We start from the raw sequence: 12867 nt of genomic DNA, 5'->3' as shown, positions 1-12867 counted from the left end.
GAGGTGGAGTCGGTGTTGTGTCGGTGTCCGGGGGTGTCGGGTGCGGTGGTGGGGGTGGTCGATGGTCCGGTGGGGTCGGTGTTGGTGGGGTGGGTTGTTGCCGAGTCGGGGGTGGTGTTGGTGGAGTCGGTGGTGCGTGCGTTCGTGGGGTCGGTGTTGGTGGGGTTCATGGTTCCGCGGGTGGTGGTGTTGGAGGAGTTTCCGTTGTCGGTGTCGGGGAAGGTGGATCGGTCGGGGTTGCCGGTGCCGGTGTTCGGGGTGTCGGGTGTGGGTGGTGTGTCGGGGGTTGTGGGTGTGGTGGTGTCGGTGTTCGAGTCGGTGTTGGGTGTGTCGGGTGTGGGTGTGGGTGATGATTTTTTCGTGGTGGGTGGCGATTCGCTGGCCGCCACCCGCACCGTCGCTCGCATCAACGCAGAACTGGGTACCAGCATCGGTGTCCGCGACCTGTTCGAGGCACCTACCGCCGCCGCACTGACCGACAGACTCGACCTGCACGGCGTGTCGGCGAATGCGGTACCGGTGACGGCTGACCGTACGGCACCGATACCGCTGGCCCCGGCGCAGCGCCGCATGTGGTTGCTGAACCAGATCGACACGGAGTCACCCGCCTACAACATCGGGATCGAACTTCGCCTCGTCGGCCACCTCGATCCGAAGGCTCTCGAGGAGGCGCTCGGCGACGTCCTGAGTCGACACGAATCGCTTCGTACGCGCTATCCACGAGGGCCGGACGGCCCGATCCAAGAGGTTCTCGCCGCCCAACCCGTCCCCGTGCCTGTCCGTCCGGTCGCTCACCAGCACGATCTGGAGACGGCGTCGAACGAACTGTTCACGGCTGGATTCGACGTTGCGGCCGCAGTGCCGCTGCGATCCGCCGTGTTCCGGGAGTCCCGTAACGAGCACGTGTTGGTCTTGGTGATCCATCACATCGCCGCCGATGGGTTCTCGATGCGGACGCTGGCGCGTGATCTCGTCGGTGCCTACGCGGCCCGAGTCGCGGGACACCGTCCGGCGTGGCCACCGCAGCGCCTGCAGTACGCGGACTTCACCCAATGGCAGCGTGACCTGCTGGGCCATGACGACGACCGGAACTCGCTCGCCCACCGGCAGATCGAGTACTGGCGATCGGCTCTGGACTCGGCCCCCGCCGTCACACCACTGCCGCTCGACCGGCCCCGAACCGACGAGCGCAGCTTCGCGGGCGATTTCGTCCACTTCGACATTCCGGTGGACCTGCACCGAGACCTCGTCGACATCGCACGCGCCCACCGCTCCACCGTGTTCATGACGATCCATGCCGTGCTGGCCGTCGTCCTCGTGCGACTGTCGGCGGTGCGCTGCACAGACGTCGTTGTCGGAACCCCGGTGTCAGGACGGGGGCGTGCCGAATTCGATGACGTCGTCGGGATGTTCGTCAACACCCTTGCCCTGCGCACGCATGTGGACCCGGGCAGCACCTTTGCTCAGACGCTCGACGATGTGCGCGACAACGATCTGGCTTCGTTCGCCCACGCCGACGTGTCGTTCGAATCGGTGGTGGAGGCCGTGAACCCGTCTCGTGCCCGCGCCTTCACGCCACTGTTCCAGGTATTGATCGAGTTCCGAGGCGAGGAGCCGCCCAAAGTGGAGCTTCCCGGCCTGGTGGTCGAGCACCTCGAGCGCGAGTCGCGGACCGTCCTGTTCGACCTGCACTGGACCTTCACTCAACGACGGACCGACAGCGGGACGCCGCATGGCATCACGGCCCGCCTCGCTTATGCGACAGAACTGTTCGACGAGCCGACCGTCCACACGATCGTCGATCGATTCGTCTCGGTTCTGCGGCAGATCGCCGTCGCACCGGATTCGGTCGTACGTGATCTCGACTGCGCGGTGATCCGTGGCGGTGCGCAGGTACGGGAAAGTGATCTGGAGACGGCAGGCCGAGTTCTCGAGTTGCACCCCGCAGTGGGGAGTGTGGCGCTGGTCGAAACCGGAAGTCCGCTCGGACGACCGGTCGCGTTCTGGGTGCCGTCGCCCGCCGCCACGATCCTTCCCTCGGCCGACGAATTGCTGAGGTTCTGCTCGGATCACGACCTGGCGCAGGTGCCCGAAGACGTGGTGGCACTGGGCGCATTCCCCACCGATCCGGACGGCCACGTCGACATAGACGCACTGCGGGCGCTGGCTCCACGGCAGCGACCGCTTCCGGTGCCGTCCGAAGTTCAGCAGTCGGTGGTGGCGGTGTGGGCCGACGTCCTGGGACACGAGGATTTCGGCGTTCGGGAGGGATTCTTCGACGTCGGTGGCAACTCCCAGCGCGTCGTCGAGCTGCACCGACAGATCGACGAGCGGTGGCCCGGCGTACTGCGGGTGGGGCAACTGTTCGACCTAGTGACCGTGGAAGCGCAGGCCGCGGTGCTCGAGGGCAGCGAGAATCACGAGGACGGAGGACCACCCGAAGTATACGAATTCTGACCGTACTGGAGGTCCGGTGAACGGAGAGCCCGGAAAGCGTGCGTGCGACGAGATCGATCCCGGGGAGATCGCCGTCGTGGGCATCGGTGTGTGCCTTCCCGAAGCGGAAACAACGGCACAGTTCCGGGAGAACCTGACGGCGGGACGCGATTGCGTCCGTTCGATGTCCGTCGAACGTGCGTCGGCGACAGGATTGGATGCGCCCGAGAGCTATCGACAGACCGGCTTCATCGACGACATTCACACATTCGACCATGCGTACTTTCACCTGTCGAAACGGGAAGCGTCGCTGATCGACCCTCAGCAGCGACTCGCACTGGTAGCTGCGCACCAAGCCATCGAAGACGGCGGCTACTCGACCGTCTCCTTGCAGGAGAGTGCAACCGCGGTGGTGCTCAGTGCCGCCGCCTCCACTTATCCGGCGGCATGGGCAGAACCCGGCGTGCTCGGCACCCTCGGGAACGTTCCGATGGCAGTGCCTGCGCGCATTGCGTATGTGCTGGGACTTCGCGGCCCCTGTTACGCAGTCGATTCCGGATGCAACGCATCGCTCATCGCCGTCCACCAGGCCTGCCGTGAACTGCGTGACGGGGACGCCGAGTACGCACTGGCAGGCGGTATCAGCCTCAGGACAGCCGGAATACGCGGCCGGATGGCCGAGGGGTACACCGAGTTGATGTCCGCCAGTGGGCGTTGCCGGGCCTTCGACGCCGACGCGGACGGAACGGCCGTCGGTGAGGGCGGTGCCGTACTGATGCTGACGACGATGGCCCGGGCACGTGCCGACCGGGCGCCGATACACGCCGTGATCGGTGGTAGTGCCACCGTCCACAGTGGTCATGCGTCGGCAACACTCAGCTCGCCGAGTGCCCGCGCACAAACGTCCGTGATCGAGCAGGCATGGCGGCGCGCCGGGGAAGACTTTGCCGACGCAGGTTTTCTGGAAGCGCACGGGTCGGGTACCCCGCTCGGGGACGCAGTGGAACTCGAAGGGATCGCCGGAGCCGTGACCCGCCTGGGTCCGGCTCGATCCGGCCCGCTGCCGATCGGCTCCGTGAAGACGAACATCGGTCATCTCGATCACGCGGCGGGGGTGACCGGATTGGTCAAGGCGATCCTCGGTGTGGAATACGGCGAACGGTATCCGTCTTTGCACTTCCGGCGCCCGAACGGCGGCATGGACCTTGCTGCCGCCGGATTGGAGGTGACGACAAGCTTCGGGATCTGGGACGCACCCACCGGGCACCGGCGTGCCGCCGGGGTCAGTTCGTTCAGCCTGGGTGGTATCAATGCGCACTGCGTCGTGGTGCAGGCACCCGACAGCGAGACCGAGAGCCACCGGATGCCCGGCGCCACAATGCGGTTGATCGGAATCTCTGCGCGCAGCGCCGATGCACTCGTTCGTTCTCGCCGCGCCGTGGCAGACGCGTTGCGAAACGATCTGTATCAGTTGGGGGACGTCGCATACACGCTGGGAATCGGCCGACCACACCATCATTACCGGCAGGCGATCGTGGCGGGTTCGGTCCCGGACCTCGTGAACGCGCTCGACAGACCCTTCACACGACCGGAGGGCGGAAGCGGTGCCACACCCCGGGTGGTGTTGTTGCTTTCCCCAGACCCCGTGCCGATCGGACTCTCCGGTCGTCCGACACCCGAGGGGCTCCGAGCCCCGGACCAGATTACGGACGTCATGTCGGGACAGATCGCAGGCTACGAGGAGCTACGCCGCTGCGGAGTTCATGTCGACACCATGCTCAGCGGTGGATTCTGCCGACACGTCGCCCGGTTGCTTCGGGTCGAGAACACGGGCACGAACTCGTCGGATCGGACGGATACCGTCGTGGCAGACGATCGGCAGTTCGACCGTTCCCGGGTGGTGGAGGTCGCCGGACACCTCACCGAAGCGGGTCCCGTCGAGTTCGTGGACTTCTCGCCTGCCGGCCGACTGGGGCGGGCACTCGAAGAAGAACTGGCCGGTGGTCCCGATATCCACATCACGTTCGCCCCGGACACCGACGAGACGATTCTGTTCGTTCTCGCGCAGCTGTACGAGCACGGTGTCGACCTCGATTGGGGCGCAGTCTGCGCAAGCAACGAGACAGCGCGCCGGACGAGGTTGCCCGGCCACCCGATGACGGGTACTCGGTGCTGGTACGACCTGCCCGAATCGGTCGACCGGTCGGCACCCGCTCCGCCCGACGAGTCGCCGCCGAACGGCGCGGTGGGTGAACTGCCCGAATCGGACACCGTCTCCACGCTCGAAGCGCCGCCGGACGCGGTGAACTGGCTGCGGGAGACGTTGCGCGATCTGCTGCACAGCGAGGTCGACATAGTCCCGGACGACGACTATTTCGAACTGGGCGGCAATTCGATTCTCGCCATGCATCTGGTGGACAGGGTCGCCCTTGCCTACGGCACCCGTCCCAAACTCGTGGATCTGTACGAGAATCCACGGGTATCGGACTTCGCGGCGCTTCTGCACCCGGGTTCCGGCGGTGGCACCGGGTTGCCGCCGATCGAACGGCGAGACGACGTGGCGGTGTTGTCGTACGGCCAGATCCGAATGTGGTTCCATCACCAACTCGACCCGGGAACGGCGCTCTACAACCTGCCGATGGTGTCCGAACTTCACGGAGACATCGACGAATCCGCTGTCCGTGGGATGTGGGAAGATCTGGCCGCCCGTCACGAGGCCTTGCGCACGAACTTCGTCCCGGTGAACGGAGTCCCGACCCTGCGAATCAGGGAAGGGCTGGGCGACTTCTTCCACACTGTCGACGTGTCGAACGAGGCCGACCCCGTGTCCGCCGCTCGTGATCTCGTCCGCCGGTCTGCGACGACGCCGTTCGACCTGGAGAACGATCCGTTGGTCCGCGCACTCCTTGTGCGAATGAGCCCCACCTCCCACGTATCGCACGTGACCACGCATCATTCGGTCAACGACGGTGGGTCGCCGCGAATTTTCGAGCGAGAGTTGCCTGCTCTCTATCGAGCGCGGTGTTCGGGCGTTCCCGCGGATCTTCCACCGTTGCCGGTTCGGTACCGCGATTACGCGATGTGGCAACGGAATCTGATCGAGAGTTCGGCACTCGATCAGGAACTCGACTACTGGAGAGACGTTCTCGTGCACGCGCCTCTGTTGCAGCTGCCCACCGACTATCCGCGTCCGCCACGGAAGTCCTTCGTCGGGGCCGTGCACACCTTCACGGTTCCAGCCGACCTCGTGGACGAACTTCGTGCCACCGCGTCCCGGGAGTCGGTGTCGTTCTTCGTGATCTTGCTGACCGGGGTATTCGTTCTCATGGAGCGGCGCAGTGGTCAGCACGACATCGTGATCGGCACCCCGACCACGGGGCGCGGCCGTCCGGAACTCGAGGGGCTGATCGGCTACTTCAACAGCACTGTCGCCTTGCGGGTTGATCTGTCCGGGTCACCGGAGACGAGTGACCTGCTGCGCAGGGTCCAGGCCACCGTTCTCGGGGCCCTCGAGCATCAGGAGATCCCGTTCGACCGTGTGGTCACGGCGCTGTCCGGCGACCGAGACGTGAGTCGGTCACCGTTGTTCGACGTGTGCCACGTTCACCAGGAACTGCCGGCGTTGCAAACGGCGAGCGGGGTGTCCGAGCAACTCTTCGACCAGACTGGACCGTCGGCACTCGCGTTCGGTGGAATGCCGCTCGGTACTGCGAAATTCGACCTCACACTGGTGACCACGGAGCGGAGCGGTTCGAAGGAGATGGCCGCCGCTCTCGAGTTCGCCACGGAACTGTTCACCGAATCGACGGCGGCGGGGATGGCCGGCGAGTACCTCGAGATCTTGCAGAACTTCACCGAGGATCCACACGTTCGTGTCGATCGCCGTGACCATGCCCAGGTGCCGACCGATCATCCCCGCCGTGAGCCGGGCGACTACTCGCAAGCTTCGGTGAGCGTGGGGGACGCTCGGGTGGGCGGTTCCACGGTCACCGATTCCGCGGTGGCGGCGGCGTGGACAGTCCTGCTCGCCTGGTATTCGGGCAGTGACGAGGTCACCATCGGCGTCGGCGGCGAGCACACTCGGATCGCATCGGTGGACGTTTCGGACGAGCCGACCTTCGCCCAGCTGACGGGTCGGATCGAGATGTGGTTGGAGTCGGGTCCCGGTGATCCGGCGTCGAATCAGCGGTTGCGTTACGGACCGGGGACGTGGACGTCCGGGGTGGAGTTGTGGTTGCGGCGCGAGCCGTCGCCAACCGGTTCCGCTCTCCGATTGAGCTATGCGCGAGAGCTGTTCGACGAGGACACCGCAACCGAGGTCAGCGCGGATATGCGGGGGTTACTGGTGGCGCTCGTGGGCAATCCGGATCGATCGGTGAACGAGATCGCTTTGGAGGTCATGAGTCGTCATGACCCAGATCAGGAGACGGAGTCATGACCGCACAGCATGTAGGGGTCGTCGGTGCGGGGACGATGGGGACCGGAGTCGCCCAGTGCCTCGCACAATCCGGTTATCGCGTGACGGTCGTGGACAACGATCCCGAGCCCCTCGGCCTGGCATCGAAACACCTGTCGGAAGCACTGCGCTTGGCGATCCTGTTGGGACGATCGCGCGGCGATCCGCAGGTGGTGTCGGACCGGATCCGTTGGAGTGTCCAGCTCACCGACCTCACCGACGCGACGTTCGTCGTGGAGTGCGTGCCCGAGCGAGTCGGGCAGAAGGAGGAGGTGTTCGAGGCACTCGACGATCTTCTGCCGGACGGGGCCGTCATCGCTTCCTGTACGTCAGCTGTCCCGATCGACCGACTCGCGTCTGCGACGACTCGCCCCACCGATGTGGTCGGCCTTCATTTCATGAATCCGGCACCGATGAAGGAGACCGTCGAGGTGGTTCGTGGACCTCGTACTTCCGAACGCACCCTGAATGCCGCGCTCGACCTGCTGGCGGTGTTGGGCAAGGAAGGACTCGTGGTCGCAGACGGTCCAGGATTCGTGCTCAACCGCGTGCTCATGCTGTGTATCGCCGAGGCGGCAACGGCTCTGGACTCCGGTACCGCGGACGCAGAGACCATCGATTCCCTCTTCGAGCGATGCCTCGGCCACACAATGGGGCCGCTGCGTACAGCGGACCTGATCGGCCTCGACAACGTGCTCGACACCCTCGACGTGCTGTACGAGCTCACCGGCGGCGATGGCTATCGGGCGCCGGGTTCGTTGTCGAAGCTGGTGGCTACTGGGCACCTGGGTCGTAAGTCGGGCCGGGGATTCCATGTCTACGGCTGACAACGATCCACTCGAAGTCGATGGCGCGGTGGCAGGGCTGGCCCGTCGCGCTGGTGGTTCGGTTGCGCCACTGGTTCTGGCCGGGGCCGCAGTGTACGGACGATCGACGGACGAGGAAGCCGTGACGGTCGTCGGATTCGAGGGGCATGCACTCCCGATCACGGTGTCGCCCGGGCAGACGTTCGCCGCGATCACAGCGCGGGTGGGACTCGATCTGCGTCGAGCCAGACGCTCTCCCGCACGGACGACGGCGACCACCGAGACCGAGATCGCCGTCGAACTGCGAGAGGTATCGCACGGGTCGTGGTCCATCGGGCTCAGCGGTTCGAATGGGGGCCTCGAGGATCTGTCGCGATTTCGGCAACTGCTCGACGCACTGATCGCGGAGCCGACGAGGTCGGTCGGCGAGGTCGCAGGCGCTACCGACGGCCTACCGGTCCCGAACATGGTGGACCTGTTCTACCAGCAGGTGGATCGGCATCCTGACGCCACGGCATTGGTGTTCGAGGGCGGCCGGACGACCTATCGCGAACTCGGCGAACGTGTCCATGCCGTTGCAGATCATCTGGTGGCGCGGGGAGTCGGTCCGGACAAGCTGGTGGGCATCGCCATTCGGCGTTCGGTGGACGTGATGGTTGCCGTGCTCGGCGTGCTGGGGGCAGGCGGCGGCTACGTACCCGTCGACCCCGATCACCCCACCGAGCGCCGCGAACGCATTCTGAACATTGCTCGACCCGACGTGGTGGTGACCAACGGGAATGACGACTTCGCGTGGGACGGCGGCCGAGTCGAGCACCTGGAGACTCTCGAGAAGTCCCACCAATCGCGGGGCCGTGTTCGGTGTGCAGCTCCCCGGCCGGCAAATGTGGCCTACGTGCTGTTCACCTCCGGCTCCACCGGAGCACCCAAAGGCGTCACCATCACTCACGCCGGAGTGAACGATCATCTCGCCTGGATGCAACAGAGATACGCATTGGGGCCGGGCGACACGGTGATCCACAAGACCCCACTCACGTTCGACATGTCGGTGTGGGAGGTGTTGTGGCCCCTGTCTTCCGGTGCGCGAATCGTGATCGCCGAGTGCGGTGGACAGCGCGATCCCGCGTATCTGGATCGACTGTCCCGCGAATGGGCCGTGACGGTCGGGTTCTACGTGCCGTCCATGCTTTCGGCGCAGATTGCATCCGGCACAACCGGGTCAGCCGAAGATATGCGGGCGATTCTGACGGGAGGCGAAGCTCTCTCAGCGGACCTTGCTGGGCGTGTGAAAGCGGAGGTCGGCCCGGACGACGTTGTCGTCGACAACGTATACGGTCCCACCGAGGCCACCGTGGCGGTCACGGCGCACCGCGTCACCGGAGCAGACGTCTCGCAGCGCCGTCAGATCCCGATCGGCACCCCAGCATCCAACACTCGTACGTATGTATTGGACCACCGGCTGCATTCCACTCGTGATGTCGGCGAACTGTACGTGGCGGGCATCGGTCTGGCACGGGGATACTTCGGCGCATCGTCTTTGACGGCAACCCATTTCGTGGCCGATCCGCTCGGACCACCAGGTTCTCGCATGTACCGTACCGGCGACCTGGTGTGCTGGACGGACAACGACGAACTCGACTACCACGGCCGCTCCGACTTCCAGGTGAAGGTCCACGGGCAACGCGTCGAACTGGGCGACGTGGAGGCCGCACTACTGGCACACCCGCAGGTGAACCAGGCCGTCGTCGTCGCGGGTGCGGGGCGAGGCGAGTCGTTGACTGCGTATGTCGTCGGCTATGCCGACGAGCCCGTGGATTCGGCGGCAGTCGAGGTACACCTCGGAGAAAAATTGCCCGAGTACCTCTGCCCGTCTTCGATCGTGGTTCTGGAGGCTCTGCCACTGGACCTTTCGGGCAAAGTGGATCGGCGAGCGCTCCCGGTCCCCGAGCCGAAGCGCACTCGTATCACCCCGGCCCGCACTGCCACCGAAGTTCTTCTTGCGGATGTGTTCGCGGAGGTACTCGGCGTCGAGCAGGTGGGGGCGGACGATTCGTTCTTCGGTCTCGGGGGCGACAGTATTCTGGCGATTCAACTCGTCTCCCGCGCGCAGGATCGGGGGGCGCGATTCACTCCCCTCGACGTGTTCGAGCGCCGAACGGTGACGGCTCTGGCAGCGATTGCCGACGCGGCAGGACCGGCCTCCGATGACGAGGTTCTCGCGGAAGTCGAGGGCGGTGGCGTCGGGGAGTTCCCACCGACGCCGGTGATGCGTTTCATGACCGAGTGGGGCGGGCACTTCGACCGTTTCCATCAGGCCGTCGTTCTCGAACTTCCTGCCGGCATCGACCATTCGGCCTTGACAGCCACTGTTGCAGCGGTGGTTGCCGGACACGACATGCTGCGATCGCGCTTGTACCAGGATGACGACGGGTCGTGGAGAGTGGAGGTCCTGGGTCCACAGGACGTCGACGCGGAGTCTCTGATGTGTCGCGTACCTGTCGACGTGAGTGGGGGGCCGGAAGTCTTCGCTGCCACGGCGTCGGCCGCGCGTGACGAGGCGGTTCGCCGATTGAACGTCGCGGCGGCGGAGGTGGCGCAGTTCGTCTGGCTCGACCCCGATCGGCGCGGGCACCGTGGTCATCTGATGGTGGTCCTGCACCACCTCGCCGTGGACGGGGTGTCCTGGCGAATTCTCGTGCCCGACTTCGCCCGGGCGTGGTCCGAGATCGTGGTCGGTGCGGCGCCCTCACTGGCGAGCCGTGGTACCTCGATGAGGACATGGGCGCACGCGCTCGAGGCCGAGGCTCACGCCGACAGTCGCATTGCGGAGCTGGGCTGGTGGCGGGCGGTCATGGACGGTCCGGATCCATTGCTCGGCAGCCGGAACATCAACCCCACCACCGACACGGTCGACACCGTCCACGACATTGCGCTCGAGTTGCCCGAATCGGACACCACCGCCCTGCTCACCACTCTCCCCGAGCGCTATCGGGGCACCGTCACGGACGGATTACTGACTGCACTGGCCCTGGCGGTGGTGCTGTGGCGCAAGGACAGAGGTATGCCGGAACCGACCACGCTCATTCGGGTGGAGGGGCACGGGCGCGAACAGCACGTCGTCCCGGGCGCCGACCTTTCGGGCACCGTCGGCTGGTTCACCTCGTTCTTCCCGGTCAGGGTCGATCTCACGGGCATCGACGCGGCGGGAGCACTCGATGGCGGGCCCGGACTGGTTGTCGCAGTCAAAACTGTGAAGGAGCAACTGCGGGCCGTACCGGATGCGGGGATCGGCTACGGGCTGCTGCGGTATCTGAACGAGGACACGCGTGAGCGGCTTCCCGCGAAAGCGCCGGGGCAGATCGGCCTCAACTATCTGGGGCAGGCGCTGCCGTTCGGTGATGTCGATCCGGGTACGTCCACAGCGGTTCGCGGGTGGACTCCGGTGGACGTGCTGGGCGATCACCGCGGCGACTCCGATCCGGATATGCCCGTCACACTCGCCATCGACATCAACGCGATCGTTGTGGAGCGACGCCTTCGAGCGACGATCAGCTATCCGGGTGCGCTGTTCGAACGTTGGGAAATGGAGCAGTTCTCGAGCCTGTGGCGCCGCGCTCTGCAGTCGGTGGCGCGGCATTTCGATCGCTCCGATGCCGGCGGTCTCACTCCGTCCGACGTGCCGCTGGTGCCCGTCTCCCAGTCCGACCTCGAACGGTGGGAAGAGGACTACGGCGCACTCGACGACGTCTGGCCACTCGCGCCGCTACAGGCCGGGCTGTTGTTCCACGCCCTACTCGCGCAGGAATCTCTGGATACGTACACCATCCAGGTCCAGCTGCATCTGCTGGGCCGGTTCGATATCGAACGCTGGCGCCGGGCGGCCCGCATCCTGTGCCTTCGGCACTCCAACCTGCGTGCATCCTTCGGTGCTACCACGGAAGGTGCGCTCGTGCAGGTGATTCCGGCGAGCATTGCCGTGCCGGTGAGGGAGGTCGACCTGCGGAGCGTCGATCCGTCCGGCCGAGCCGAAGAATGCGCCCGCGTGATCGAGGCGGATCGCGCGCGATCGTTCGATACCGGACACGGCCCACTTCTGCGTTTCACGCATCTGAGGTCGGCAGATCAGGAGAGTCGTTTGGTGCTGACCTGTCATCACGTTCTCCTCGACGGGTGGTCGATGCCCTTGATGATTCGTGAGCTGCTGGCGTTGTATGCGACGGGAGGTGACGCCACCGTCCTGCCCCGACCGACATCGTTCGGTACCTTCCTGACCTACCTGACCGAGCGTGATCCGGGCGTATCTCACGCCGTGTGGCGAAGTGTCCTGGACGGCGGTCACGCGACCCGCGTGTCCGGCGACGGTCGGCCGGGGGCTCACCACGCGGACGTGTCCGCACCGCCCGAGACGGTTTCGGTCGAAGTTCCCGAGGACGTCGGTGTCGGTCTTTCGGAGCTCGCGCGCTCCGGCGGTGCCACCATGGCAACCGTGTTCGAGGTGGTATGGGGTCTCGTTCTGGGAGAGCTCTCCGGAAGCGCAGACGTCATGTTCGGGACCACGGTATCGGGACGCGCAGCGCAGGTTCCCGGTATCGAAACGATGGTAGGACTCCTCGCCAACACGGTGCCGGTCCGCATCACTGCACGTCCTGCGGACACCGCACGGACCCTGCTGGCTCGCGTTCAGGCCGAACAAGCCGGTCTACTCGAGCATCAGCACCTGGGCCTCGCGGAGATAGCCGAGGCTGCGGGAATCGAACTCGATTTCGACACGCTCACGGTCTTCGAGTCGTATCCCGTCGACCGTGGCGGATCCACCCAGGACACCGACTTCGCCGGCATTCGAGTTGTCGATATCGAAGGTGTAGATGCCACCAACTACCCGCTGACACTGGCCATCTCGCCGGGGCCATCCGGTACACGCCTCGATCTGAACTACCTATCCGACGTATTCGACCGGGACCGGGTCGAGACGGTGGCCGGTGTTCTCGCGTCGACGATTCGTCACCTGGCCACCGAACCCGATGTCCCACTGTCGAGTTGGAACCTGTTGTCGGGGGTGGAGTGGGGTTTGGTGCCGTGTGGGGGTGGTGTTGGTGTGGGGGGTGGGTTGTTGGGTGAGTTGTTGGTGTCGGGGGTGGGGGATGGGTTGGGTGTGGCGGTGGTGTGTGG

At 65.5% G+C, this 12867-nt stretch carries 4 protein-coding genes; all 4 read left to right on the top strand.

Features of this window, described 5'->3' with window-relative positions:
• On the top strand, positions 1 to 2457 hold a 2457-nt coding region (locus ACZI8Q_RS20535), incomplete at its 5' end, for a condensation domain-containing protein (RefSeq protein WP_463375430.1).
• Positions 2458 to 2473: 16 nt separating this feature from the next.
• The gene (locus ACZI8Q_RS20530) at positions 2474 to 6874 is read left to right on the top strand and encodes a condensation domain-containing protein (protein WP_463375429.1); all 4401 of its coding nucleotides are present in this window, start codon (positions 2474 to 2476) and stop codon (positions 6872 to 6874) included.
• Entirely contained in the window at positions 6871 to 7719 is an 849-nt protein-coding gene (locus ACZI8Q_RS20525) for a 3-hydroxyacyl-CoA dehydrogenase family protein (protein ID WP_463375428.1), read from the top strand. The genes ACZI8Q_RS20530 and ACZI8Q_RS20525 overlap by 4 nt, the downstream gene beginning before the upstream one ends.
• A partial coding sequence (locus ACZI8Q_RS20520) for an amino acid adenylation domain-containing protein (RefSeq protein WP_463375427.1) occupies positions 7706 to 12867 on the top strand: 5162 nt, incomplete at its 3' end. The genes ACZI8Q_RS20525 and ACZI8Q_RS20520, both read left to right, overlap by 14 nt.

It is taken from the genome of Rhodococcus quanlei, assembly GCF_055231015.1.
Note: the sequence above shows the minus strand (reverse complement) of the source record. Positions and strands in the feature narration are given on the sequence as shown.